At 40.0% G+C, this 25,441-nt stretch carries 22 protein-coding genes; 13 read left to right on the top strand and 9 right to left on the bottom strand.

Annotated elements, in window-relative coordinates; all coding sequences use genetic code 11:
- Positions 1 to 215: 215 nt before the first annotated feature.
- The 8 genes from cyoE to PZ638_RS03630 form a co-directional block, all read right to left on the bottom strand.
- The gene (gene cyoE, locus PZ638_RS03595; RefSeq protein ID WP_004905461.1) at positions 216 to 1,103 is read right to left on the bottom strand and encodes a heme o synthase; all 888 of its coding nucleotides are present in this window, start codon (positions 1,101 to 1,103) and stop codon (positions 216 to 218) included.
- A 12-nt stretch (positions 1,104 to 1,115) separates the two neighbouring features.
- Positions 1,116 to 1,448 (bottom strand): cytochrome o ubiquinol oxidase subunit IV, encoded by a 333-nt coding sequence (locus PZ638_RS03600; RefSeq protein ID WP_004905459.1) that lies wholly within the window; start codon positions 1,446 to 1,448, stop codon positions 1,116 to 1,118.
- Complete coding sequence (locus tag PZ638_RS03605; protein ID WP_206277482.1) at positions 1,449 to 2,063, bottom strand: cytochrome o ubiquinol oxidase subunit III; 615 nt, start codon at positions 2,061 to 2,063, stop codon at positions 1,449 to 1,451. It lies immediately after the preceding gene.
- Positions 2,053 to 4,044 carry a cytochrome o ubiquinol oxidase subunit I gene (cyoB, locus tag PZ638_RS03610; protein WP_036958554.1) on the bottom strand — a complete coding sequence of 664 codons (1,992 nt, stop codon included), beginning with the start codon at positions 4,042 to 4,044 and terminating at the stop codon, positions 2,053 to 2,055. The genes PZ638_RS03605 and cyoB overlap by 11 nt, the downstream gene beginning before the upstream one ends.
- A gap of 4 nt (positions 4,045 to 4,048) precedes the next feature.
- The gene (cyoA, locus tag PZ638_RS03615) at positions 4,049 to 5,020 is read right to left on the bottom strand and encodes a cytochrome o ubiquinol oxidase subunit II (protein WP_004905454.1); all 972 of its coding nucleotides are present in this window, start codon (positions 5,018 to 5,020) and stop codon (positions 4,049 to 4,051) included.
- Positions 5,021 to 5,448: 428 nt separating this feature from the next.
- Entirely contained in the window at positions 5,449 to 6,219 is a 771-nt protein-coding gene (locus PZ638_RS03620; RefSeq protein WP_094962140.1) for a nucleoside-specific channel-forming Tsx family protein, read from the bottom strand.
- Positions 6,220 to 6,491: 272 nt separating this feature from the next.
- A complete protein-coding gene (gene ampG / locus PZ638_RS03625; protein WP_094962141.1) occupies positions 6,492 to 7,994 on the bottom strand; it encodes a muropeptide MFS transporter AmpG in 1,503 nt (500 codons plus the stop codon).
- A gap of 130 nt (positions 7,995 to 8,124) precedes the next feature.
- Positions 8,125 to 8,706: a YajG family lipoprotein gene (locus PZ638_RS03630; protein WP_094962142.1), complete on the bottom strand. Its 582-nt coding sequence runs from the start codon at positions 8,704 to 8,706 to the stop codon at positions 8,125 to 8,127.
- A 257-nt stretch (positions 8,707 to 8,963) separates the two neighbouring features.
- On the opposite strand from PZ638_RS03630, the gene bolA reads away from it, so the two are divergent.
- The 9 genes from bolA to PZ638_RS03675 all read left to right on the top strand — a co-directional run bounded on the left by bolA (position 8,964) and on the right by PZ638_RS03675 (position 19,836).
- A complete protein-coding gene (gene bolA, locus PZ638_RS03635) occupies positions 8,964 to 9,302 on the top strand; it encodes a transcriptional regulator BolA (protein WP_004905448.1) in 339 nt (112 codons plus the stop codon).
- Positions 9,303 to 9,654: 352 nt separating this feature from the next.
- Complete coding sequence (gene tig / locus PZ638_RS03640) at positions 9,655 to 10,959, top strand: trigger factor (protein WP_004905445.1); 1,305 nt, start codon at positions 9,655 to 9,657, stop codon at positions 10,957 to 10,959.
- Between the two features lie 539 nt (positions 10,960 to 11,498).
- The gene (clpP, locus tag PZ638_RS03645) at positions 11,499 to 12,119 is read left to right on the top strand and encodes an ATP-dependent Clp endopeptidase proteolytic subunit ClpP (protein WP_004905443.1); all 621 of its coding nucleotides are present in this window, start codon (positions 11,499 to 11,501) and stop codon (positions 12,117 to 12,119) included.
- Positions 12,120 to 12,233: 114 nt separating this feature from the next.
- Positions 12,234 to 13,511: an ATP-dependent protease ATP-binding subunit ClpX gene (gene clpX / locus PZ638_RS03650; RefSeq protein ID WP_094962144.1), complete on the top strand. Its 1,278-nt coding sequence runs from the start codon at positions 12,234 to 12,236 to the stop codon at positions 13,509 to 13,511.
- Between the two features lie 206 nt (positions 13,512 to 13,717).
- Positions 13,718 to 16,156 (top strand): endopeptidase La, encoded by a 2,439-nt coding sequence (gene lon, locus PZ638_RS03655; protein WP_004905440.1) that lies wholly within the window; start codon positions 13,718 to 13,720, stop codon positions 16,154 to 16,156.
- Positions 16,157 to 16,392: 236 nt separating this feature from the next.
- A complete protein-coding gene (gene hupB / locus PZ638_RS03660) occupies positions 16,393 to 16,668 on the top strand; it encodes a nucleoid-associated protein HU-beta (RefSeq protein ID WP_004914513.1) in 276 nt (91 codons plus the stop codon).
- Between the two features lie 175 nt (positions 16,669 to 16,843).
- The gene (ppiD, locus tag PZ638_RS03665; protein ID WP_136134841.1) at positions 16,844 to 18,715 is read left to right on the top strand and encodes a peptidylprolyl isomerase; all 1,872 of its coding nucleotides are present in this window, start codon (positions 16,844 to 16,846) and stop codon (positions 18,713 to 18,715) included.
- A gap of 144 nt (positions 18,716 to 18,859) precedes the next feature.
- Positions 18,860 to 19,231, top strand: coding sequence for a ComEA family DNA-binding protein (locus PZ638_RS03670; protein ID WP_036958552.1), 372 nt, complete (start codon positions 18,860 to 18,862; stop codon positions 19,229 to 19,231).
- 176 nt (positions 19,232 to 19,407) lie between these two features.
- On the top strand, positions 19,408 to 19,836 hold the full coding sequence (locus PZ638_RS03675) for an acyl-CoA thioesterase (RefSeq protein WP_036958551.1): 429 nt from the start codon (positions 19,408 to 19,410) through the stop codon (positions 19,834 to 19,836).
- A gap of 60 nt (positions 19,837 to 19,896) precedes the next feature.
- Here the strand turns inward: PZ638_RS03675 and queC are convergent, their stop codons facing one another.
- Positions 19,897 to 20,586, bottom strand: coding sequence for a 7-cyano-7-deazaguanine synthase QueC (queC, locus tag PZ638_RS03680; RefSeq protein WP_036958550.1), 690 nt, complete (start codon positions 20,584 to 20,586; stop codon positions 19,897 to 19,899).
- Between the two features lie 277 nt (positions 20,587 to 20,863).
- On the opposite strand from queC, the gene PZ638_RS03685 reads away from it, so the two are divergent.
- The 4 genes from PZ638_RS03685 (at position 20,864) to glnK (ending at position 25,438) form a co-directional block, all read left to right on the top strand.
- Positions 20,864 to 21,325 (top strand): Lrp/AsnC family transcriptional regulator, encoded by a 462-nt coding sequence (locus PZ638_RS03685; protein ID WP_004905429.1) that lies wholly within the window; start codon positions 20,864 to 20,866, stop codon positions 21,323 to 21,325.
- A gap of 75 nt (positions 21,326 to 21,400) precedes the next feature.
- Positions 21,401 to 23,146, top strand: a complete 1,746-nt coding sequence (locus tag PZ638_RS03690) for a SmdA family multidrug ABC transporter permease/ATP-binding protein (RefSeq protein ID WP_094962146.1) — start codon at positions 21,401 to 21,403, stop codon at positions 23,144 to 23,146.
- Complete coding sequence (locus PZ638_RS03695) at positions 23,143 to 24,927, top strand: SmdB family multidrug efflux ABC transporter permease/ATP-binding protein (RefSeq protein ID WP_004905423.1); 1,785 nt, start codon at positions 23,143 to 23,145, stop codon at positions 24,925 to 24,927. Before PZ638_RS03690 ends, PZ638_RS03695 begins: the two co-directional genes overlap by 4 nt.
- Before the next feature lie 172 nt (positions 24,928 to 25,099).
- Entirely contained in the window at positions 25,100 to 25,438 is a 339-nt protein-coding gene (glnK, locus tag PZ638_RS03700) for a P-II family nitrogen regulator (protein ID WP_004905421.1), read from the top strand.
- Positions 25,439 to 25,441: the final 3 nt, after the last annotated feature.

Here is a 25,441-nt window from a genome sequence, read left to right on the forward strand (position 1 = left end):
GTTGTGGCAATATGTTTTTAATCTCAACCTATTAGCATTTTTAATAGTGCATTTGATATCTAGCTTATCAATAGCAAGCGGCTATTTAACCATAAAATAGATTCATAAGGATAGGCAGAATAAGTAAAAGTGAGTTGTAAAAGCAGTTAGAGACAAATAAAAACGGCGGGGAAGGCCCGCCGTTTAGACATCGTTATCATCAGTAAACAGATAAGTTATCTGACGAGAGCTATAACAGTATCGCTTGAAACGATAGGGTCAACTGACATCATTACGCTCAATGAAGTAATCGCTACGATTGAGAAAATGAACAATTTTCTTGCCCAGACCCGGTCGTCATTTTCGGTTTTGAAGCCCGAAATTGCCATACCTAGCCACCATAAGCTGACTGCTGCACCTACGATGAGGTACTTATAGCCCGCGTATCCACTGATAGCTAACATTAATGTTGCGACCATAAACGCTAGGATATACAGGAAGATGTGCGTTTTCGCGACGGAAATTCCTTTAATAACCGGTAACACAGGAATGTTTGCGGCTTTGTAATCCTTAAAGCGGAAGATAGCAATGGCATAAGAATGAGGCATTTGCCACAAACTGAATATCAATAATAGGATAAGTGCACCCATATCGAATTCATTTGTAACAGCGCAGTAACCGATAACTGGTGGTGCCGCGCCTGAAAGACTGCCAATCAGTGTGCCATAAACGGATTTACGTTTCATATATAGGCTATAAATACCTACATAAACAATGAAACCGATAACTGCAAGCAGCATTGCCAGAGCATTGGCTGCTACAAGTAGCAGCACCATACCAGCAATACCTAATGCAGCAGCGTAAATCAGGCTAACTTTCGGATCAATTAACCCTTTAACTAAAGGGCGATTCTTCGTTCTTTCCATGATACGGTCGATATCACGGTCGATGTAGTTGTTAAAAACACAACCAGAAGCCACGACCAGTGATACACCCAGCAAAGTCGCAACGAACAGTGGGTAATCAATTGACCCTTTTGAAGCCAATAAAAAACCACCGATCACAGAAATCAAGTTTCCGAATATAATTCCTGGTTTGGTCACTTGCAGGTATTGCTTAAACATATCGGCAACTCTTTAGTCGAGCATCATATTGATGTTCAGGTTGTACATAATCCACAGTGAGCCAATGACCACAATGCCAACAATCAGCATGGTGAACAGGAAGGCAACTAAATTCCAACGCTCATCTGATGATGTATTCATATGTAAGAAACAAACCAAATGAACTAGAATTTGCACAACCGCCATGCCTACAACAGTCCAAAGGATTGCTGAAGTTGACGCTGTACCTTCCATCACCATCCAGAAAGGGATCACTGTCAGGATAACTGATAGGATAAAGCCAATCAGGTATGTTTTAACGCTACCGTGGCTTGCTCCAGTGTGAGCATCTTTTGCATGACTCATTTAAATAGCCCCCAGAAGATAAACAACGGTAAATACACAAATCCACACAACGTCTAAGAAGTGCCAGAACAAACTTAGGCAGTTTAAACGTGTTTTGTTGACATCAGTCAGGCCACGGCGAGTGACTTGGATCATCATGATAATAATCCAGATCAGGCCCGCAGTTACGTGTAGACCGTGAGTCGCAACGAGTGCGAAGAAGCCAGATAAGAAACCGCTACGGTCAGGACCAAAGCCTTCTGCAATCAATTCATGGAACTCATAGATTTCCATGATGACGAAGCCAAGACCTAACAGGAACGTTGCAAACAGCCATAAGTTAACAGCAACTATCTTACCTTTGTGCATCGCTATCATTGCGAAGCCGTAAGTGATACTACTCACTAACAGTAAGAAGGTTTCGCCTAATACGAACTTCAGACTGAAGATATCTTTACCAGCAGGACCGCCAGCAGTTCCATCGGCCAAAACAACATAGGTAGCAAACAAACAAGCAAACAGGATCAAGTCGCTCATAATATAGAGCCAGAAACCGAATACTTTTGTTCCACCTGCATCGTGGTGCCCATGCTCAGCATGGGCGATATTTTGGTTAGTCATTGTATTAGTTGACATCGTTCACACCTGCCTTACGCAATTCTTCAAAGTGCTTATTCTCGATTTCTTCGATTTCAGCCACAGGTACGTAGTAATCAACATCTTCGTCGAAGCTTTTTGCAATCCAAGTTACGATCATTCCACCGAAACCAATGATTGCGAGCCACCAGATGTGCCAGATCATTGCGAAACCTAAAACTAAGCTAAATGCAGCGATAATAACGCCTGCGCCTGTGTTTTTCGGCATATGAATTTCTTCATATGAAGTTGGTTTCTTATGAGCAAGGCCTTTCTCTTTCAGATCCCACCATGCATCGCGGGTTTGAACGTGTGGTTCAATCGCAAAGTTATAGAAAGGTGGTGGAGAAGATGTCGCCCACTCAAGTGTACGTCCACCCCATGGGTCACCGGTTAAATCACGGTTTTCATGACGGTCACGGATACTCACAATGATTTGGATAACTTGGCATGCAATACCGATTGCGATTAACGCAGCACCGCCTGCAGCAACAACTAACATTGTGTGGTAAGTCGGGTCAATATTCTGACTTAAACGACGGGTCATACCCATAAAGCCAAGAATGTACAGTGGCATAAAGGCTAAGAAGAAACCGATGATCCAGAACCAGAAGGCACGAACACCCCATTTCTCATTTAGTGTGAAGCCATACGCTTTCGGGAACCAGTAAGTCATACCCGCGAAGCACCCGAATACAACACCACCAATGATAACGTTATGGAAGTGAGCAATCAGGAATAGACTGTTATGCAGAACGAAGTTTGCACCTGGAACAGCAAGCAGAACACCAGTCATACCACCAACAGAGAAGGTGATGATGAAACCGATAGTCCACAGCATAGGTGATTTAAACTCGATACGGCCTTGGTACATGGTAAACAACCAGTTGAAGATCTTAACCCCTGTAGGGATTGCGATAATCATTGTGGCGATACCGAAGAAGGCGTTAACGTTCGCTCCTGAACCCATCGTAAAGAAGTGGTGCAACCAAACGATGAAGGACATAACGGTAATAACGATTGTCGCCCAAACTAATGAGGTATAACCGAATAAACGTTTTTTCGAGAAGGTTGCTGCAACTTCAGAGAATACACCGAACACTGGCAGAACAAGGATATACACCTCAGGGTGACCCCATGCCCAAATCAGGTTGATGTACATCATCATGTTGCCGCCCATATCATTAGTGAAGAAATGGGTGCCTAAATAACGGTCTAACGTCAGAAGCGTTAATGTAACAGTTAAGATAGGGAAAGCAGCAACAATCAATACGTTAGTACATAACGCAGCCCAGCTGAATACAGGCATTTTCATCATCGACATACCCGGCGTACGCATACGGATAATAGTCGCGATAAAGTTAACCCCTGTTAATAGTGTACCAATACCGGATATCTGGAGACTCCAGAGCCAGTAATCGACCCCGACCCCAGGGTTGTACTCCAAGCCGGATAATGGCGGATAAGCCAACCAACCAGTCTGTGCGAATTCACCTACCCCTAGAGAGATGTTGATTAACACAACACCAACAACAAAGAACCAGAAGCTCAATGAGTTAAGGAATGGGAATGCAACATCACGTGCACCAATTTGCAGAGGCACAACTAAGTTCATCAAACCAACAACGAATGGAGTTGCCATGAAGAAAATCATGATAACGCCGTGTGCGGTGAAGATTTGGTCATAGTGATGAGGATTTAAGAAACCCTCTTGGCCAGCAGAAGCAAGAACTTGCTGCCCACGCATCATGATAGCATCCGCGAAGCCACGGAATAACATAACCATTGCGACAATGATGTACATGACACCAATTTTCTTATGGTCAACAGAGGTTAACCATTCTTTCCACAACCACTTCCATTTACCAAAGTAAGAAATCACACCGACTAAGCCAAGTCCACCTAGGACAATAGCAATCAGGGTGACAACGATAATCGGCTCATGGAGCGGAATTGCATCTAGTGTTAATTTTCCGAACATGCCCTTATTCCTCAGCGCCAGCAGCATGAGCACTATGGCTCATTTGCATTGAATTGCCTGTAGCATCGTTATGGTCAGTCATTGAATGACTTTGATTTTCTACAGGAGCGTGACCTTTATGGTGCTCATGACCAAACTTCAGAACGATATCTTCATAAAGTTTAGGCTTCACGCTAGAGAAGTAGGTAACAGGAACGTTCATGCTTGGCTTAGCGACTTCGTCGAATGCCTGCATGGTATCCATTGTTTTAGGAGAAGCTTTTACCTTTTGTACCCACTCATCAAAACCTTGACGGTCTGGAGTTGCAATAGCATTGAACTTCATGTCAGAGAAACCGTGGCCACTGTAGCTTGCTGAGAAGCCTTTGTAGGTACCTGGTTCATTAGCGATTAAATGAAGTTTAGTTTGCATACCTGCCATCGCGTAGATTTGGCCACCTAAAGATGGAATGAAGAATGAGTTCATCACCGAATCTGACGTGATTTTGAAGTTAACTGGCACACCTGTAGGGAATGCGATTTCATTAACTGTTGCAATGCCTTGCTCTGGATAAATAAATATCCATTTCCAGTCAGCAGAAATAACTTCAATAGTGACAGGTTCCTGATCACTCACTAATGGCTGATACGGGTCCAGCTCATGTGTCGTCTTCCAAGTGATAGCACCTAGAATAATGATAATGATGATAGGAACGGTCCAGCAGACTAACTCAATTTTATTTGAGTGAGCCCAATTAGGACGGTAGGTTGCTGACGTGTTGGATTCACGGTATTTTCTTGCGAAGATAATCGTCATGAAAATAACAGGAATAACAACAAGTAGCATTAAGCCAATTGCAATAAGAATTAGCTCTTTTTGTTTAACGCCAACGGCGCCTTTTGGATCCATCAACACCATATCGCAACCACCTAGTAGTAAGGCAGCTACAACGAGTGAGATTGCTCCGATGCTTTTTTTGTAGTTCATAAGTCTCATCCACGACCCCAAATGACAAAGATTCTAATTGTCGTTTCATCAGTGCGGGCATTTTACGGTAAGGTTATGCGAGTGTAAATGATTGTAAGGCAAAGAAACTGAATTGTTAGCTCTTTATGTTAATATGATCACATGTAAAGAACTTATAAACAAAAAGTTAAAATTGATACGGATTATAAGTATGTATTGATAAAACTCTATTAATACTAAATTATCTTGGTAATTTTTCAAAGAAAAATATATACAAAAGAAATGAAAAAATAGTGAAACTGATATAAATGATTAGCAATTTGCTAAGGGAAATTACAGTTTTTATTGCCGATAAAGCTATTTTGGTTGCTTTATCGGCTAAATCATAAAGAAAAATTCTTATTTTACTGATAAAAATAAGAAAATAGTTAACTTCTGATGCAATGTTCTATAGTGCGCTAAAAGGTATACTTTAATGTGTAAATGATTGCATCTTGGTAGAAAGTATCTCCTAATTTATTATCAGCATAGCGGTATTGTACCCCTGCAGAAACATGGTTTGTTGCATTCCACCAAAAAGCGAGGGCGCCATTTATGCCATTACGCTTGTCCCCGTTATAGCGTTTATTCCTCGCGAATTCCATTTCATGCCAGTTTGTTATCATGAAATTTTCTTCGAATACGCTGAAATTATAGCCAGCCACCCAACCTGCTACATATCCATTATTACCTGAATAGAATGTCTGGTCGGTGTAATTAAGAGCAATAAAAGGTTTAAACCATAAATCACCGAATGCAGTGTTATAACCAATACCATATAAAGTATTCACATCGTGGAAATTACCACCATACTTGGCTCCAGGTAATGACCAAGTGCCATAAACGTGTCCGTATAGGTTGAAACCAGTATCACCTAAATAAAAGCGGCCTGTTGTTTTAATGGTATAGCGTTTATTTCGTCCTGAATCGGTGTGTTGGCTATGGAATGGGTTTTCGAGATCAAAAAAGCCATATAACTCACCCCAATTAAAATTGGCACCGCCTTCAAGCTCAATATAGGCAAAATCTTTCTTACGTGTCGTGTTTTCTGTTTTGGTTTCAGTACGATGTGACCAATCTAAATAGTTTACATTGACATCAGCAAAGCCATTTTTATAGCCAATAATATTGTCAGAATATGCCGTACCTGCTAGAGAAATTAAGGCGGTCATGTAAATGATTTTTTTCATATATAGATTATTTTCACTTATTGATTGATGGAATTTAGTAGTGCGTTAGTTATTAACACTTTAGCTAACCAATTTGTAACTTGTGATATATTAGACTTGAAAATTGTAATTAAGAAATATTTTACATGCATGAAGTGATCGCAATCACGATATTTAGATGTTATTGCTTTGTTTTGCTATTTAGATCTAATTTATACAAAAGATCAAATTCCCTAAACAAATAAGCTTTGCTTAGGGAATTATGAAAAGAATGAGAAAGAGTATTGGGAGGGTTATTGCTGTACTGTTTTGCGAACGGCGAGGAAATCTAAACTACCACCAATAACTAAGCTGATAGCACCAATGCTAATACCAGTATTAAAAATAAGGTTTTGGTAGTGGGGTAAACTCAGCCAAAATTCAATGTGTGTCGTAAACAGATAAACTTTCATATCACTAAATGAAAATATAAGTAATGAAAGTAGCCAAATAGCAAGGAAGCTAACGGCAGTAATAAGAGCATAAACGGCAATGCGATACCCTTTCGCATACAGCTGACGCCGTTGAAACAACCCTGTTGTTTGTGTATAGATTAAGGATGTCCGACAAGCTAATAAAAGCAAAACACCAGGGACTGCAACGGCGATCGAAATAAGGTAGAACAGTGGCCAGCCATAATTACTGACAAAAATACTTGCCACTGGGCCAATATAAACACGACCAACGGCGGAAAGAGCAGAAAGAAGTGCAAACTGCGTTGCGGATAGCGACTTATTACATAGTGTCATTAATAGGGCGACAAAAGCGGCGGTTCCCATACCAGAGAAGATATTTTCTAGAAAGATAATCGACCCCATGGTTAAGATATGGGGCGGTGTTATCGCTAAGAACCAATAGCCTATATTAGAGCCGCCTTGTAGAAGCCCAAAAATAAATAGAGCTTTAAATAAGCTCATATTTTTCATGAGGTAACCACCAAGTAACGCTCCAACAATAGTTGCAGCCATACCAACAGTTTTATTGACGGTACCCACTTCGCTTAAACTAAAACCAAGAGCATTTAATAGAAAGTTGGTATTAAGCGCCATGACAAAGGCATCACCGAGCTTGTAAAAAACTAACAGTAGTAAGATTAGCCAAGCATTGTTTCGGCTAAAGAATTCAGCGAGTGGTTCGTATATTGCTTTTTTTAGTGATGTTGGTGCAGCGCAGCTTTCTTCGGGTTCTTTCGCGAGTAATGTTGCGATAACGCCGATAATCATCAGCCCTGCCATGACTAAATATAGTTGTTTCCACGTTAAAAACTTATCCGCTAACCAAAGAGCAAGGCCGCCTGAAACTAACATGCTGATCCGGTAACCCATAACTGAGGTTGCAGCACCAATTCCGCGTTCTTCCGCACTCAGTAAATCAGTTTTATAGGCATCAAAAACAATGTCTTGTGAGGCTGAACAAAATGCAACAGTGACCGCCAGCGCAGCAAGGTACCACAAATGTTCTGAGGGGGTCATAAAGCCCATAGCGGCAATGCTGATAATCAACAGAATTTGCGTGGTTAATAGCCATCCTCTTCGACGACCAAGAAAGGGCGGAGTATAGCGGTCCATCATTGGGGACCAAAGAAATTTCAACACATAAGCCTGTCCGACTAATGAAAAGAAACCAATAGTTTTAATATCGACATTTTCAACAGTTAGCCAAGCTTGTAATGTACCTGCAGTTAAAGCTAAAGGTAGACCAGAAACAAAGCCTAAAAGGATTAAAGTGATGTTATTTGGTAGAGTAAAACGAGGCATTATTTCCCTCTAAGCCAGTGTGATATTGCTGCAATACATTGCGCTGCAGAGGTATTGGCTGCGCTATGCTACCCAAACTCAATCAGCGAGAGCTTAGGTAGCTTAATACTTAATGATAATGATTGCTCAGTTAATAGCGTGAATTTTGTCTGATAAAATCGGTGATTTCTTGGTCTGTTGCCATATCTGCAATTAAATCAGTGAGTGCGCTATTGATAGCTGTTGCTATCTTGTCATTATTGGCTGCTAATAACTCTTGTGTATTAAAATTGCGGGTAAATGAACGTGTTTTTGTCGAACCATTTGGGGCTGTTGCAATAATACTCACACTGGAGTTTACGGTAATATTATGGCGCAAGCTGCCTTCACTGACTTTGGTATCGAGTTTATTCAATTGAACGACTAGATTCACATTTGCCGGTGATGTCACCATAAAGCCACGTGCAGCCATTTGTTTTTCGACGGCTTCTTGCATCAGATAACGAGGATCGCGTGAAGGGTTCAGTACGACTAAACTGCCATTGCGGTTGACTTCCGCTAAGGATTTATTCGTACGATTGTCTACACTGCTAACACTGATTGAAGTTGCATTCAGTGTGGGGTTTTTTGTAGGTAAAGCTATCTTAGGCTCAAGTGATAATGTATTGCTGCTGGTTGCACAGCCCGCAAGAAGAAATAACCCTAAAAGTGGAAAACACAGTTTTCTTAACATAATTTTTTCCAGTTCATCTTTCCTAATTGAAAATGTTTCGTTATGGTGCGGGTAGCCGTCGTTCAATATAAAGCTTAGCGGCTTATTTATCCTGAACTATTAGACAACAATTTTTGAAAAAATTCGCATCAATGTGCCGCTATCATAACATTGGCAAGTTATTATCGGATATTTCTATAATAAGAAGATAGCAATAATCAACACGTACAATAAAAGATAATTGCCTCTGAGCATAATTTTTAATTAAGGAGCATTTTATGGTCGCTAATGCAGCTCAAAGTATGCAATCTCTTGTGAGCCAAAAATTACAAGCTGCTTTCGAACCTACACATTTGGAGGTAATTAATGAAAGCCACCAACACAATGTGTTACCGGGCTCTGAAAGCCATTTCAAAGTTATTTTAGTGAGTGATAAATTTGAAAATAAACGAATGCTTGCCCGCCACCGCGAAATTTATGCTATTTTAGCCAGCGAATTATCGGGAGGGATCCATGCCCTTGCTTTGCATACATATACGCAACAAGAGTGGAATGAGCTTGCTGACACTGCGTTAAAATCACCTGCTTGTCGTGGTGTCGGCGGTGTTAATCGGTAATTTTTCGTTTCAGTTAATACACTGAGACTATGCTGTACTTAATCAGCCATGCTCGATGATGAGCTTGGTGAATGTTTTTTCTTCAAATTAGGTGAAAAAACAAAAAATTTAGTCAGAAAAGTCACAAATAATGAGGAAAAAACGCTTCTTTTCTCAGCTTTTCTCGACTCAGGGCGCATGCATCGGTATAATGCTGCGTCTAATTTTCAGTAAGGTTTCGGGACGCTTCTGATATCAGGGATTGACCGTTACGAAAGTAACGCCCCCGGTTCTGGAAGGGAGACAGCCGTTATGATTTAATGGCATAACTCTGGAGTAGACCGATCACTAAGATTTATTTTGAGGTAAGAAGATGCAAGTTTCTGTTGAAACGACTCAAGGCCTTGGGCGTCGTGTAACAATCACCGTTCCTGCCACTGATATTGAAAAAGCAGTTAATAGCGAATTAGTTAGTGTTGCTAAAAAAGTACGTGTTGATGGTTTCCGTAAAGGGAAAGTACCAATGAACATCGTTAAACAGCGTTACGGCGCGTCTGTTATGCAAGACGTTCTGGGCGATGTAATGCAACGTAACTTCATCAACGCAATTATTGAACAAAAAATCAATCCAGCGGGTGCGCCTAGCTACAAACCTGAGCAACTCGAAGACGGTAAAGATTTTGTTTATTCAGTTGAATTCGAAGTTTACCCAGAAATCGAATTAACAGGTTTAGAAACGATTGAAGTTGAAAAACCAGCTGTATCTGTAAAAGATGAAGATCTGGAAAACATGTTAGAAACTCTGCGTAAGCAACAAGCGCAGTGGAAAGAAGTTGAAGCGGCAGCAGAAGCTGACTCTCGCATCACTATCAACTTTACCGGTTCTATCGATGGTGAAGAATTCGAAGGCGGAAAAGCAGAAGATTTCGCGCTCGTTATGGGCGAAGGTCGTATGATCCCAGGCTTCGAAGAAGGTGTTGTTGGTCATAAAGCGGGTGAAGAATTCGATATCGAAGTTAACTTCCCAGAAGACTACCATGCTGAAAACCTGAAAGGTAAAGCGGCGAAATTTGCTATTGTTCTGAAGAAAGTAGAACAACGTGAACTGCCTGAATTCACTGAAGAATTCATCAAGCGTTTTGGTATCGCTGATGGTTCTTTAGATGGCCTGCGTGCAGAAGTACGTAAAAACATGGAGCGTGAGCTGAAAAATGCCGTGCGTAACCGTGTTAAAGCACAAGTTCTTGATGGCTTAATCAAAGCTAACGACATCGAAGTTCCAGCAGCAGTTGTTGATGGTGAAATTGATGTTCTGCGTCGTCAAGCGGCACAGCGTTTTGGTGGCGACGAAAAACAAGCGATGGAATTACCTCGTGAACTGTTTGAAGAACAAGCAAAACGTCGCGTAGTGATCGGTCTGCTGTTAGGCGAAGTGATCAACAAAAACGAACTGAAAGCTGACGAAGATCGCGTTAAAGCGCTGATCGAGGAAATGGCTTCTGCGTATGAAGATCCAGCTGAAGTTATCGAATACTACAGCAAAAACGAAGAGCTGATGAATAGCGTTCGTAACTTAGCTTTAGAAGAACAAGCTGTTGAAACTGTATTGGCTGTTGCTAAAGTGACAGAAAAAGAAACTAACTTCACTGAACTGATGAACCAAGTTCAAGCAGGTTAATTCTTTCTTGCTGTACAAAATAATGAAACCCGTGGTGTAATACTACGGGTTTTTTGTCAATTAAAGCCTTTAAATTATCACTTTAGCGAATTTAATTAGGATACCCTTGAAAAACACATTTAAACCCTAATTATATTATCTATACTTCAAGTAGTCTAAGTGGGGCTTTAATTGCAATTTGAACTATTTTGAATAGCTTAATATTGTAGAAAATAGTGATATTAACCAATCGAGTTATTTCGTCATTTTTGAAAATCAAGTATGGTTTTCTAATGGTATAATTCCGTGTAACCCAATAGACTTGTGTTAAACTCTTTTACAGAGCGTCTTGTTTACTGCAGCATACTTAGCTGCATTTTCTTCTTATTTCGCCAGTTGCTTGGTTAAATATTAGCTAAACTAGAAAATAAGAGAATTGAAAGAGCCTGCAGACACAGGAATTTTTTAAAACCGTTGTTTGTGGCATGATCTCTGCTCAAAATAGCAGGCAGACAGCAAATTAGGCGCAAGCACCGGAACGTTTTTAATAGGAGATTTCGATGTCACATTTTGGCAGTCAGGAACAATTAGCATCTCAAATGGCCCTTGTGCCTATGGTCATAGAGCAAACTTCTCGTGGTGAGCGCTCGTATGATATTTACTCACGTCTATTAAAAGAACGTATTATCTTCCTGACCGGTCAAGTGGAAGACCATATGGCGAATTTAATCGTCGCTCAGATGTTATTCCTTGAAGCAGAAAACCCTGAAAAAGATATTCATTTGTATATTAATTCACCGGGTGGCGTTATTACCGCAGGAATGTCAATTTATGATACGATGCAGTTTATCAAGCCTGATGTAAGTACTATTTGTATGGGACAAGCTTGTTCCATGGGGGCTTTTTTATTGACGGCGGGTACCAAAGGTAAACGTTTCTGCTTACCAAATTCACGCGTGATGATCCACCAACCATTAGGGGGTTATCAAGGTCAAGCGTCAGATATCGAAATTCATGCTCAAGAAATTCTTAAAGTGAAATCTCGAATGAACGAGCTAATGGCTCTACATACTGGTAAATCCATTGAAGAAATTACTCGAGACACAGAGCGTGACCGCTTCTTATCTGCAAATGAAGCAAAAGAGTATGGTTTAGTCGACCAAATTTATAGTAGCCGTTAATGGGTTAACTTTTGGTATAATTAGTTCATACCATAAACTATTTTAAAGAAAATCGTTGTTTTGTTTTTTAATTGAATGAAAACAAAACAATATGGATAAAAGTGAGGTCAACTGATGACAGATAAACGCAAAGAGGGGACAGGAAAACTGCTTTACTGCTCTTTCTGCGGAAAAAGTCAGCATGAAGTTCGTAAGCTGATTGCCGGTCCGTCAGTCTATATTTGTGATGAATGCGTAGATTTATGTCTCGATATCATCCGTGAAGAAATAAAAGAACTTACGCCGCATCGCGAGCGTAGTGAGCTGCCTACGCCACATGAAATCCGGCAGCATCTTGACGACTATGTCATCGGCCAAGAAAAAGCGAAGAAAGTCTTAGCGGTTGCTGTATATAACCATTACAAGCGCTTGCGTAATGGTGATAAAACCAGTGATGGCGTTGAATTAGGCAAAAGTAATATTTTGCTAATTGGCCCAACCGGTAGTGGTAAAACGCTTTTAGCTGAAACTTTAGCGCGTTATTTGGATGTACCATTTACAATGGCTGATGCAACGACATTAACTGAAGCTGGTTATGTCGGTGAAGACGTTGAAAATATTATTCAAAAATTACTACAAAAGTGCGATTACGATGTTGAAAAAGCTCAACGTGGTATCGTATATATTGATGAAATTGATAAAATTTCACGTAAGTCAGATAACCCATCAATTACCCGTGACGTTTCTGGTGAAGGTGTGCAACAAGCCCTTCTGAAACTAATCGAGGGAACGGTTGCAGCAGTACCGCCACAAGGGGGACGTAAACACCCTCAGCAAGAGTTCTTGCAGGTTGATACTTCAAAGATCCTCTTTATTTGTGGTGGGGCATTTGCAGGGCTCGACAAAGTAATTGGCCAGCGTTTAAATACCCGTTCAGGTATCGGTTTTGCTGCCGAAGTGAAAGGTGAATCAGATAAAGCAACGGAAGGTGAGTTATTAACTCAGGCAGAGCCAGAAGATTTAATTAAATTTGGTTTAATTCCTGAATTTATTGGCCGTTTACCTGTTGTTGCAACATTAACTGAATTAAGTGAAGAAGCATTAATTCAGATTCTGCAAGAGCCTAAAAACGCTTTAACTAAACAATATCAAGCCTTATTTAGCCTTGAAAATACTGAACTCGAATTCCGTGAAGAAGCACTAAAAGCAATAGCTAAGAAAGCTATGGCACGTAAAACCGGAGCTCGTGGTTTACGCTCTATTGTTGAAGCTGCATTGTTAAATACGATGTATGACCTTCCTTCAATGAGTGATGTTGAAAAAGTTGTCGTTGATGAAAACGTCATTAACGAACAATCAGAACCACTATTGATATATAGCAAACCTGATGCTCAAGCTTCTGGCGATAACTAATCTCATATAAAACGTTCAATAGTTAATCAAACGAAATGAGGGGTTTCCCTCATTTTGTTTTTTATGTTCAACTAGCCATTGAATGCTAAAATCTTGTCCCCATATAGTTTATATTCTGAGGTGTGGTTTCCTTGTTTTAGAAAGCAATTTTAAAACAAGAGATAGAAACCCTTAAACTAGCGTGAGCTAAACGAAGAGAGAGCTTTATGAATCCTGAGCGTTCCGAACGCATTGAAATACCAGTATTGCCTCTGCGTGATGTAGTGGTATACCCACATATGGTGATCCCACTGTTTGTTGGACGTGAAAAATCCATTCACAGTCTGGAAGCAGCGATGGATCATGACAAGCAGGTAATGCTGGTTGCGCAAAAAGAAGCCTCGACTGATGAGCCAGGGGTGAATGATTTATTTGCTGTCGGTACAGTCGCATCGGTTATTCAGATGCTAAAACTGCCTGATGGTACCGTTAAAGTCCTCGTTGAAGGTCTACGACGTGCACGTATTACCAGTTTGACAGATAATGGCGAATATTTCTTAGCGCAAGCAGAATATTTAGCTGCAGAGCAAAATAATGAATCTGAGCACGCAGCGTATGATGAAGCGACAGCGGGTTCTCAATCATCAGACGCACTTGATGAAAAAGAAAACGAAGTGTTGTACCGCACTATCGTTAGTCAGTTCGAAAGTTATATAAAACTGAATAAAAAGATTCCACCTGAAGTATTAACCGCGTTACATGCGATTGAACAAGATCAGCTAGATAAACTGGCAGATACCATTGCCTCTCACATGCCACTAAAATTAGCGGATAAACAACGTGTTTTAGAAATGGCAAATATCGCAGAGCGTGTAGAGTTTTTGATGGCCATGATGGAGTCAGAAACTGAGCTGCTGCAAGTGGAAAAACGCATCCGCAATCGTGTTAAAAAACAGATGGAAAAAAGCCAGCGTGAGTATTATCTGAATGAGCAAATGAAAGCCATTCAGAAAGAGCTGGGTGAAATGGACGATGCACCAGACGAATATGAATCGCTAAAACGTAAAATCGAAGAAGCGAAAATGCCAAAAGAGGCACAAGAGAAAGCAGAAGCAGAATTGCAGAAGCTGAAAATGATGTCGCCAATGTCAGCAGAAGCTACTGTTGTCCGTAGCTATATTGATTGGATGGTCCAGGTACCATGGCATAAACGTAGTAAAGTCAAAAAAGACTTAGTTAAAGCTCAAGAAGTGTTAGATACCGATCACTACGGTTTAGAGCGTGTGAAAGACCGTATTTTAGAGTATCTGGCAGTGCAAAGCCGCGTCAGTAAAATTAAAGGGCCAATCCTCTGTCTGGTTGGGCCTCCGGGCGTGGGTAAAACCTCTTTGGGGCAATCTATTGCTAAGGCTACTGGTCGTCAATACACTCGTATGGCATTAGGTGGGGTGCGTGATGAAGCTGAAATTCGCGGTCACCGTCGTACCTATATCGGTTCAATGCCAGGTAAGCTGATTCAAAAGATGGCAAAAGTAGGGGTCAAAAACCCACTATTTTTATTGGATGAAATTGACAAAATGTCATCTGATATGCGTGGTGACCCAGCCTCTGCATTATTAGAGGTGCTTGATCCAGAACAAAATATTGCCTTTAACGATCACTACTTGGAAGTGGATTACGATTTGTCTGATGTGATGTTTGTTGCAACATCCAACTCGATGAATATTCCAGCACCATTGTTAGATCGTATGGAAGTCATCCGTCTTTCTGGCTATACAGAAGATGAAAAACTGAATATTGCGAAAAAACATTTGCTGTCTAAGCAGATTGAACGTAACGCATTGAAAAAGAATGAGTTAACTATCGATGATAGTGCTTTAATGAGCATTATTCGTTATTACACTCGTGAAGCTGGAGTTCGTGGTTTAGAGCGTGAAATCTCTAAATTGTGTCGTAAAGCGGTTAAAGCGCTGCTCATGGACAAAAAGCTTAAGCACATTGAAATCAACGCTGATAACCTGAAAGATTATCTGGGTGTTCGCCGTTTTGATTATGGCCAAGCAGACACAGAAAACCGTGTTGGGCAAGTTACAGGCCTTGCTTGGACTGAAGTTGGTGGTGACTTACTGACTATTGAAACTGCATGTGTGCCAGGCAAAGGCAAACTAACTTATACCGGTTCTTTAGGTGAAGTCATGCAGGAGTCTATCCAAACGGCATTAACGGTTGTTAGAGCTCGAGCAGAAAAACTGGGTATAAATAGTGATTTCTATGAAAAACGTGATATTCATGTTCACGTACCAGAAGGCGCTACACCAAAAGATGGCCCGAGTGCGGGTATTGCGATGTCAACCGCTTTAGTCTCTTGCTTAACGGGTAATCCAGTTAGAGCTGACGTAGCAATGACAGGTGAAATTACTTTAAGAGGTTTAGTTTTCCCGATAGGCGGCCTGAAAGAAAAATTATTGGCTGCACACCGTGGAGGGATTAAAACCGTATTAATCCCTAAAGAAAACGAACGTGATTTAGAGGAAATTCCTCAAAATGTGATCGCGGATCTCGAAATTCATCCGGTGAAAACAATTGAAGAAGTTCTTTCTTTAGCTTTAGTTAACCCTCCTTTTGGGGCAGAAGTAGTTAAAAAGAAAGCTAAAAGAGTGAGCTGAATCAAGAAGTTTGTATAAAATTAAGACTGACAGCTAATTTAGGGCTTGTCAGTCTTTTTTTTCATCGCTAATTTAACGATGATTCTGATAATTGTTTGTATGCAATCTGTTCTCTTGCCATTGGTAATCAGGATTGATATAACGGCTGCATCATTAATTAACTATACTAATAACTGCTATAGTTAATTATAGTTAATTAAGAGATTTATAGTCCAACTAATATGGGGATGATAAGAGTGAATAAAGCTCAACTGATTGATCAAATCGCTTCTGATGCGAATATTTCTAAAGCTGCAGCAGGTCGTGTTGTTGACGCGTTCGTTGCTACTGTAACAGGTTCTCTGAGTAAAGGGGATGATGTTGCTCTAGTTGGCTTTGGGACTTTCTCTGTTCGTGAGCGTGCAGCACGTACAGGCCGTAACCCTCAAACGGGTAAAGAAATTAAAATCGCTGCGGCGAAAGTTCCTGCTTTCCGTCCAGGCAAGGGTCTTAAAGACGCTGTAAATAGCTAATTAAGTATTTAAGTTTGTCTTTCTCGTAATTTTGCGAAAACTCAAACTGACGGAATGTCTTTAATCAGCTAATATATAAGCGCACCATTGAAATGGTGCGCTTTTTTTTCTTTCTGAGTTAAGATTAGCGTATTATCAGGAAATTGAATTCAACAAAGCGGAGTTAAGCCTTTTTATGATGGAAAATTTACGCACAAAGGCGAATAGTCCTTTGCTCAAAATAATACTGGCGCTGATTATCCTTTCATTCGTGTTGGGTGGCGTTATGATGGGGGGCCTCGGTGGCAACAGTGCAAATAATGCAGCTGAAGTTAACGGGCAATCAATAAGCCGCGAACAGCTACAGCAGGCTTTTCAACAAGAACGCCAATCATTACAAGAGTACCTAGGGGATAAATTCTCAGAAGTCGCTAGTAATGAAGAAAGTATGAATTTACTGCGTCGTCAAGCTCTTGATAACTTGATTAACAATGAACTGATTAATCAGTATGCTAATGAATTACAGCTCTCAGCAAGTGACCAGCAAATTGAGCAATATATTTTCTCAATGCCTGTTTTCCAGACAGATGGCCGGTTTGATAGCGAAAAATATCGTGAGATCTTAAGTCGTAACAACATTAACGCGGATAGCCTTGCGGCTCAAATTCGCCAAGACCTTACACGAGCTCAGTTAGGAAAAACCTTTACTGGAACGGATTTCGCTTTACCATCAGAAGTTAAAGCATATGCTGAATTATTTATGCAAGAACGTGAAATTCGTACTGCAATCTTAGATTTAGCAGAGGTTCAAGCAAAACAAACAGCTTCTGAAGAAGAATTAAAAGCCTACTATGATGCCAACCAAAATAGCTTTATCTCACCTGAGAAAGTACAAGTAAGCTATGTTGAAATGGATGCAGCATCAATGCCGCCAGCGACAGTGTCAGCTGAGGAAGTAAAAGCGTATTATGATCAAAACCTGAAAAATTATACTCAGGCAGAGCAAAAACAGTACAGCATGATTCAGGTAGCTTCAGAAAAAGAAGCAAATGATATTCTGAATGAATTAAAACAAGGTGCGGACTTTGCAACACTGGCAACTGAAAAATCAACGGATAAATTCAGTGCAGGGCAAAAAGGCTTGATTGGTTGGATGGAAGCGGCATCAACGCCAAGCGAAATTGTGGACGCAAAATTAACAGAAAAAGGGCAACTTTCGGCACCTGTTAAATCACAAAATAGTTATGTTATCTTTCGCTTAGATGATATTAAACCTGAATCTATTAAACCGTTTGAGCAAGTTGAAGAAAGTATTAAAACTAGCTTACTTCAAGATAAAAACATTAAACAATTCTATGACTTACAGCAGAAGGTTAGTGAGGCTGCCACGAGTGATATGGAATCATTAGTTTCGGTTGAATCTGTATCTGGTTTGAAAGCTGTGACAACGGATTGGTTTGATAGAACAAATCCACCTGCCGCACTTAATTTCCCTAAAGTGGTCAGTGAAGTATTTAGCGACCGTTTAGTGGATAAAAATGGTTCTAAAGGGATCAACTCAGATGTTATTAACGTTGAAGGGGACCGTGCATTTGTTGTGCGTGTAACAGAGTACAAACCTGAAAGCGTTGAACCTTTTGATAAGGTTAAGTCCGAAATTGAAACTCTGGTTAAGCGCCAAAAAGCGGATGCAGAGTTGAAAGCTACGAGTGATAAACTTCTTGCTGAGTTAAATGCGGGTAAAGGAACAGAAGCTCTAAATGCGGCGGGGGTTAAATTTTCCGATACTCAAACTGTTTCTCGTTTAATGCCACAAACAGCGGTTATTAATGCAACGATGGAAATGCCGCAACCTGCTGATGGTAAACCAAGTTATGCACTTGCGCGTGATGAGTCCGATAACTATGTGCTTATTCAACTAGATAAAGTTACGCTAGGCCAACCGACGGATGATGAGTTAAAGCAACTGACTCGTGAATACCAAGGTGCTATGAGTTCTGCGGTCAATGAAGCTCTGATGCTTAATTTGCGTGAGAATGCAAAAATTGAAGTGCTGAATATTGAGTAATTGCGAGCAGCTTCGCAAGTAAAATTGTAACTTCATGAATAGAAGGCCACCTTTGGGTGGCCTTTCGTATTTTCAGTATTATTGAAAAGTGTTCCGTATTTTTCTATGGCATCGTTGTGTCTCAACATACACAGGAGAACAAATATGTTATGGAATTCAGTCAATAAATGCAGATTAGGTATTGTTCTGCTCCTTTCTTTATTATGCTCATTCTCTTCTTTTTCTTTGGCTAAGAAAATTGAGCGAGAAAAAGCCACAGAGGCTGTCATTCAAGAAAAACAAGTAAGTAATAACTCACCATCAACGAGCCATGGCCAGTCTGACAAAGTGAATATCAACTTAGCGGGTGAAGAAGAACTTGCAGAAAAACTTACTGGTATAGGTAGGCAAAAAGCGAAAGCAATCGTTGAATATAGGCAAAAATATGGTGCTTTTAATTCCATTGAAAATATTTTAGAAGTTCAGGGGATAGGTCCTGCATTTTTAGAAAAGAATAAAGATAAGTTAACTTTGTAACTAAAATCCCCCATACAGAGTATGGGGGTAATATATTAAAGGTTAATAATTAAGCAGAAAACTAAGCTTTTTATAAATAATTTGCGAGCTAAGTCTTATTATTGATAATCATTCAGCACATTTTCCGTACATTTGTTATTTTTATGTTATTAAAAAATAAACTGGTCGGAGTAGTTATGACAACACACATTAAAGTTCATGGTTATCATATAGATATTTTTCAACATGTTAATAATGCACGTTACTTAGAATTCTACGAAGCGGACCGCTGGGAATGGATGAATAAGCGTAATTTCATTAGTTGGGCGATAAAAAACAATTTAACAATGGCTGCGGTGAATATTAATGTAAATTATATCCAAGGCGTCTTGCTTGGTGATGAGCTGACAGTAGTGACTCGAATGGATAAAATCGGTACTAAAAGCGCAGTCTGTTATCAACAAATAATTCGCAATAAAGCAGGGGCTCAAGAGGTAGTTTCTGATGCTTATGTGACATTTGTATTTATCGATAACATAGAGAATAAAGCGATTGTTATTGATGAACAATTGCGTGAGAAACTAGAGTCATTCAAAGTAGGTTCTGAAGACTTTATTCAAAATTAGCCTACCTAGCTTGAATCGTTATGAATAAGCTAATGGCAGGCTATGTGTTTGACTAATTAATTATAACTTTTGCTTTAGTGAGAGCATGATAGCTTCTTTATCACTTAAATATTCATTTAAGCCCTTGCTCCTTAAATGGCAGGCAGCACATTCACCGCAACCATCACCTTGAATACCATTATAACAAGTCAGTGTTTGCTGCCTGATCGTTTCAAGGTGACCATAGCTGTCGGCAAGTGCCCAGGTTTGGGCTTTATTCAGCCACATTAACGGGGTTTCAAAGCGAATATTTTTGGCAAGACCGAGGTCTACTGCATGGTTGAGAGCTTTGACAAACTCATCTCGGCAGTCCGGGTAACCTGAAAAGTCGGTTTCACAAACCCCCGTTATCACTGCTTCTGCCTGTACTTGGTAAGCATAAATTGCAGCTAATGTGAGGAATAAAATGTTACGCCCTGGAACAAAAGTACTAGGCAACGCACTTGACTCACTTTCAGCGAAATCAGGGACTGGTATGTTGTCTCGGGTTAAGCTACTGATTGCCAATTCATTGAGTAATGTGACATCTAATACTTTATGTGCCGCAGCACCTAAAGATACGCTTAATTTCTGTGCGACTTCGATTTCAAAACGGTGGCGCTGGCCGTAATCGAAAGTAACACAGTGAACTTCATCATAGTTTTGCAAAGCTTGAATAAGACAGGTTGTTGAGTCTTGGCCCCCGCTAAAAACCACAACTGCGCGTTTCATAGGTACTCCTTGGTGATATATCATTTTCAATATGTAATAAGAAGAGAGCGAAACATGTTAGCGATACTAGGATGCAATTAATAGTTCTATTTTTATCAAGCGAGTTTGATTGAGGTACTATTTATATGTCAATTTGGTTATTTGTGTAAAAATATTCTATAATCGTGGTGTTTGGTAACATTTTTATTGTTTTTTAATTATTCAATTTTGCATAATATGTTTATGCAGCTAATAAAATAACGACAAAAGTACTTACACCTAGATCAAGAGAGCATTCATGTTAGATAAAATAGACAAAAAACTGCTTTGTTTATTGCAAAATGACAGTAGCCTATCCTTAAATACCCTTGCTGAAGCTGTTAATTTAACATCTACTCCGTGCTGGAAAAGATTAAAAAGGCTTGAAGATGAAGGCTATATTCGAGGGCGAGTGACCTTACTCGATGGTGAGAAGCTAGGTTTAGGTTTAACGGTAATTGTGACAATTAAAACACAGCATCATAATAGTGAGTGGTATGAGCAATTTGTTTCTTTTGTTAGTCAACTTCCTGAGGTGCTGATGTTTTATCGCATGGCTGGTGAGTATGATTATCTTATGCAAGTCGAAGTTCATGATATGAAATCATATGACTTATTTTATAAAAAGCTAGTCAATGGCGTTCATGGTTTAATCGATGTAACCTCAAGCTTTGCAATGGAAAAAATCAAATATACTACAGTATTGCCTATCCCTGACTAACCTCGTAATAACTTAGATAATTACGGTCTCTCATTCTTAGGCATCAATAAATCAATATATTCAAGGCAGTATTACGTGCGATTATTTTCACAACTAGGTTGGTATTTTTTGAGTGAATGGCGGCGCTATCTCGGCGCTGTTTGCTTTTTAATTATCATTGCTATTTTACAATTAGTTCCTCCACGCATTGTTGGTGTTGTCGTTGATGGAATAAGTAAAGGAGCAATGCCGACAAAGCAATTAATCACTTATGTTTTAATCATGCTGTTGATTGCATTGGTTGTGTATGGGTTGCGGTATATTTGGCGTTTATGGTTATTTGGTGCTTCTTATAAGTTAGCTGTACAGTTACGACAAAAGTTTTATCGGCAATTAAGTCTGCAGAATCAAGCGTTTTACCATAAGTATCGAACGGGAGACCTAATTGCACGTACAACGAATGATGTTGACCGAGTCGTGTTTGCAGCTGGTGAAGGTGTTTTAACATTAGTTGACTCATTGGTGATGGGGTGTGCGGTGCTCATCATGATGAGTGTTGAAATTAGTTGGCAGCTTACTTTACTAGCACTTATTCCAATGCCAATTATGGCATTAATCATTAAACGGTATGGAGACCAGCTTCATCAGCGCTTCAAGCATGCTCAAGGGGCATTTTCGTCTTTAAATAATCATGCGCAAGAAAGTTTAACAAGTATTCGTATGATTAAAGCTTTTGGCCTTGAAGATCATCAATCAAATCAATTTGAACAGGTTGCTACTGAGGCAGGGCGTCGCAATATGCATGTTGCTAAAGTTGATGCGCGTTTTGACCCCACCATTTTTATGGCGATTGGTATGGCAAATTTACTCGCTATTGCAGGTGGAAGCTGGATGGTATTAAACGATACATTGACGTTAGGTGAATTAACGAGCTTTGTAATGTATCTAGGGTTAATGATTTGGCCGATGTTAGCGCTTGCTTGGATGTTTAATATCGTTGAACGAGGTAGTGCGGCTTATAGCCGTATTCTAAGTTTACTCAATGAACCGTTAGTCATTCAGGATGGTTCGCATTCATTACAGCCTGAAAAGGGAAACTTGAATGTGAATATTATCAACTTTAGTTATCCAGAAACTAAGCGAATAGCATTACATGATATTAAGTTTGATTTAAAACCTGGACAATTTTTGGGGCTTTGTGGACCGACGGGGTCTGGAAAATCAACGTTGTTGACGTTATTACAGCGTCAATTTGATGTGACGGAAGGGGCGGTTTGCTATCAAGGCTTATCACTACCCGAAATCCGTTTAGATGAATGGCGTGCTCGGTTATCTATCGTAAATCAGTCCCCATTTTTATTTTCAGATACAGTTGCTGGCAATATCGCGCTTGGGCGGCCTAATGCCACTCAAGATGAAATTGAACAGGCTGCGCGTATAGCTTGTGTACATGATGATATTTTACGTTTACCTGAAGGCTATTCCACTCAGGTTGGTGAGCGCGGTGTCATGCTATCTGGCGGGCAGAAACAACGAATTTCTATTGCAAGGGCCATCTTGCAAAATGCAGAAATCTTGGTGTTAGATGATGCGCTTTCTGCCGTTGATGGGCAGACCGAGTTTACAATTTTACAAAATTTAAGCCATTGGCGGCAGGGTAGGACTATGATAATTAGCGCCCATCGTCTATCTGCATTGGTAGAGGCAGACAATATTATTGTGTTATCTCAAGGTGCTATTGTTAGTCGAGGTAAACATGAAGCGCTTATTGAGCAATCGGGTTGGTATAAAGATATGTATCAGTATCAACAGATTGAAGCTGCTCTGGATGGTGAGCTATGAGCCAAAAGAAACCGCTATGGCCAGCACTCAAGCGTTTGCTTGGTTATGGAAAAGCATACCGAGGAACCATGGGTATTGCCATTGCAATGCTATGGTTAGCCGCTATTGCAGAAGTTAGTGGGCCTCTGCTAATCAGCTATTTTATTGATAACATGATAGCGAAAAAACAAATCATCATGCCACTTGCTTTATATATGGCAGTTGGTTTTATATTGCTCCAAGTTATTGCAGCGTTATTACATTACTATCAAATTATTTTATTTAATAAAGCCTCTGTGGGGGTAGTGCAAACATTACGTACAGATGTGATGAATGCAGCCCTTCGACAGCCCCTAAGTGCATTCGATAAGCAACCTGTTGGCCAATTAATTTCACGAGTTACAAATGATACTGAAGTTATTAAAGATCTATTTGTGATGGTTGTGCCGACAGTATTTCGTAGTTTAGCCCTGATTTGTGCCATGTTAGTTGCTATGTTTTCATTGGAATGGCGTATGGCATCAATTGCAGTGATGATTTTTCCTGCAGTATTTGTGGTAATGCTTGTTTATCAGCGTTTAAGTACGCCCATTGTGCGCCGTGTGAGATCTTATCTTGCAGATATTAATAACGGTTTTAACGAAGTCATTAATGGAATGACAGTTATTCAGCAATTTATCCAACAGGCTAGGTTTGGCGAAAAAATGCAAAGTATTAGCCAAGACCATTATTTTGCAAGAATGAAAGCATTAAAACTTGATGGCTTACTATTAAGGCCATTACTAAGTTTACTTTCAGCTTCAGTATTGTGTGGCTTGCTATTGCTATTTGGGTTCGAAGGAACGACTACCATTGGTGTTGGTGTCTTATATGCATTTATTAACTATTTAGGTCGCTTGAATGAGCCGCTTATTGAGTTAACTTCTCAGCAATCAATGCTTCAGCAAGCTGTTGTTTCTGGTGAGCGTGTATTTGAATTAATGGATAGTCCGCAGCAAGGTTATGGTGAAAGTATTGAGCCATTACAAGGAGGTTCAATCTCAATTAACCATTTATCTTTCGCTTACCGTGATAACAAAATGGTACTTAAAGATATTAATTTACAAGTGCCTGATAATAACTTCGTTGCATTAGTCGGTCATACAGGCAGCGGTAAAAGTACCATAGCAAATTTAATTATGGGGTATTACCCGTGGCAGGAGGGAGATATTTTATTAGATGGACGTAATTTGAGTTCACTATCCCACCAAGTATTACGTAATGGTATTGCAATGGTACAACAAGACCCTGTTGTCCTCGCTGCTTCTTTTTTTGACAACGTCGCATTAGGACGTGAGATTAGCCAAGACAAAGTTTGGGAAGTTCTTGAAACTGTTCAGCTTGCTGGGTTGGTTCGTGGCTTACCTGATGGGCTAGATACCGTGCTTGGTGAACAGGGAAATACCCTGTCTGTAGGGCAAAGACAGTTATTAGCGATGGCCCGGGTACTTGTGGTGACACCCAAAATTTTAATTTTGGATGAAGCAACCGCGAATATTGACTCAGGGACAGAGCAAGCGATACAAAAAGCGTTACGAGTGATTCGCCAACATACTACGTTAGTTGTGATCGCCCACCGTTTATCGACAATTGTCGACGCTGACCAAGTCGTTGTGTTACATCGTGGTGCAATTGTTGAGCAAGGTAAACATTTACAGCTTTTGCAACAAAAAGGACGTTATTATCAAATGTACCAGTTGCAGCAAGTTGGAGAATCATTAAATGCCCATAGTGATGCTGAAATTGAGGCTATACCTAGTTAATTATTCTGCACTCTTATAATGCATACCTTAAAGCCACTCATTCGAGTGGTTTTTTATTTTGTTCTTTCCTATTGAATTTTATGGATAAATATATTTTGGCACACGGTTTGCTATAAAGTCAGTGCTGTCCGAAGTATTAAGCAGCTTATTCATATGACTTATAGGAGTGAACATGAAATATATCATCGCGATCATTAAGCCATTTAAATTAGATGAAGTTCGAGAGGCACTATCAGATATTGGGGTTCAAGGGCTTACGATTACTGAAGTTCGAGGGTTTGGGCGGCAAAAAGGACATGCCGAATTATATAGAGGAGCTGAATATACCGTCGATTTTTTACCTAAAGTACGTATGGAAATAGCGGTTTCTGATGAGTTGGTAGAGCAGGTGATTGAAACAATTGAAAAAAAAGCTTATACGGGCCAAGTCGGGGATGGAAAAATATTTATTTTGTCATTAGAGCAAGCAGTACGTATTCGTACAGGTGAAAAACAAGACGAAGCACTGTAGGAG

It is taken from the genome of Providencia hangzhouensis, from assembly GCF_029193595.2.
Classification (GTDB): domain Bacteria; phylum Pseudomonadota; class Gammaproteobacteria; order Enterobacterales; family Enterobacteriaceae; genus Providencia; species Providencia hangzhouensis.

Bases quoted from the DNA above. Each gene is read 5' to 3' on its own strand.
- queC (WP_036958550.1), bottom strand. From the start codon at position 20,586: ATGAAACGCGCAGTTGTGGTTTTTAGCGGGGGCCAAGACTCAACAACC.
- PZ638_RS03695 (WP_004905423.1), top strand. From the start codon at position 23,143: ATGAGCCAAAAGAAACCGCTATGGCCAGCACTCAAGCGTTTGCTTGGT.
- PZ638_RS03605 (WP_206277482.1), bottom strand. From the start codon at position 2,063: ATGTCAACTAATACAATGACTAACCAAAATATCGCCCATGCTGAGCAT.
- lon (WP_004905440.1), top strand. From the start codon at position 13,718: ATGAATCCTGAGCGTTCCGAACGCATTGAAATACCAGTATTGCCTCTG.
- tig (WP_004905445.1), top strand. From the start codon at position 9,655: ATGCAAGTTTCTGTTGAAACGACTCAAGGCCTTGGGCGTCGTGTAACA.
- clpP (WP_004905443.1), top strand. From the start codon at position 11,499: ATGTCACATTTTGGCAGTCAGGAACAATTAGCATCTCAAATGGCCCTT.
- ppiD (WP_136134841.1), top strand. From the start codon at position 16,844: ATGATGGAAAATTTACGCACAAAGGCGAATAGTCCTTTGCTCAAAATA.
- bolA (WP_004905448.1), top strand. From the start codon at position 8,964: ATGGTCGCTAATGCAGCTCAAAGTATGCAATCTCTTGTGAGCCAAAAA.
- PZ638_RS03630 (WP_094962142.1), bottom strand. From the start codon at position 8,706: ATGTTAAGAAAACTGTGTTTTCCACTTTTAGGGTTATTTCTTCTTGCG.
- PZ638_RS03600 (WP_004905459.1), bottom strand. From the start codon at position 1,448: ATGAGTCATGCAAAAGATGCTCACACTGGAGCAAGCCACGGTAGCGTT.
- glnK (WP_004905421.1), top strand. From the start codon at position 25,100: ATGAAATATATCATCGCGATCATTAAGCCATTTAAATTAGATGAAGTT.
- cyoB (WP_036958554.1), bottom strand. From the start codon at position 4,044: ATGTTCGGAAAATTAACACTAGATGCAATTCCGCTCCATGAGCCGATT.
- ampG (WP_094962141.1), bottom strand. From the start codon at position 7,994: ATGCCTCGTTTTACTCTACCAAATAACATCACTTTAATCCTTTTAGGC.
- PZ638_RS03620 (WP_094962140.1), bottom strand. From the start codon at position 6,219: ATGAAAAAAATCATTTACATGACCGCCTTAATTTCTCTAGCAGGTACG.
- PZ638_RS03685 (WP_004905429.1), top strand. From the start codon at position 20,864: ATGTTAGATAAAATAGACAAAAAACTGCTTTGTTTATTGCAAAATGAC.
- cyoE (WP_004905461.1), bottom strand. From the start codon at position 1,103: ATGTTTAAGCAATACCTGCAAGTGACCAAACCAGGAATTATATTCGGA.
- PZ638_RS03675 (WP_036958551.1), top strand. From the start codon at position 19,408: ATGACAACACACATTAAAGTTCATGGTTATCATATAGATATTTTTCAA.
- PZ638_RS03670 (WP_036958552.1), top strand. From the start codon at position 18,860: ATGTTATGGAATTCAGTCAATAAATGCAGATTAGGTATTGTTCTGCTC.
- clpX (WP_094962144.1), top strand. From the start codon at position 12,234: ATGACAGATAAACGCAAAGAGGGGACAGGAAAACTGCTTTACTGCTCT.
- cyoA (WP_004905454.1), bottom strand. From the start codon at position 5,020: ATGAGACTTATGAACTACAAAAAAAGCATCGGAGCAATCTCACTCGTT.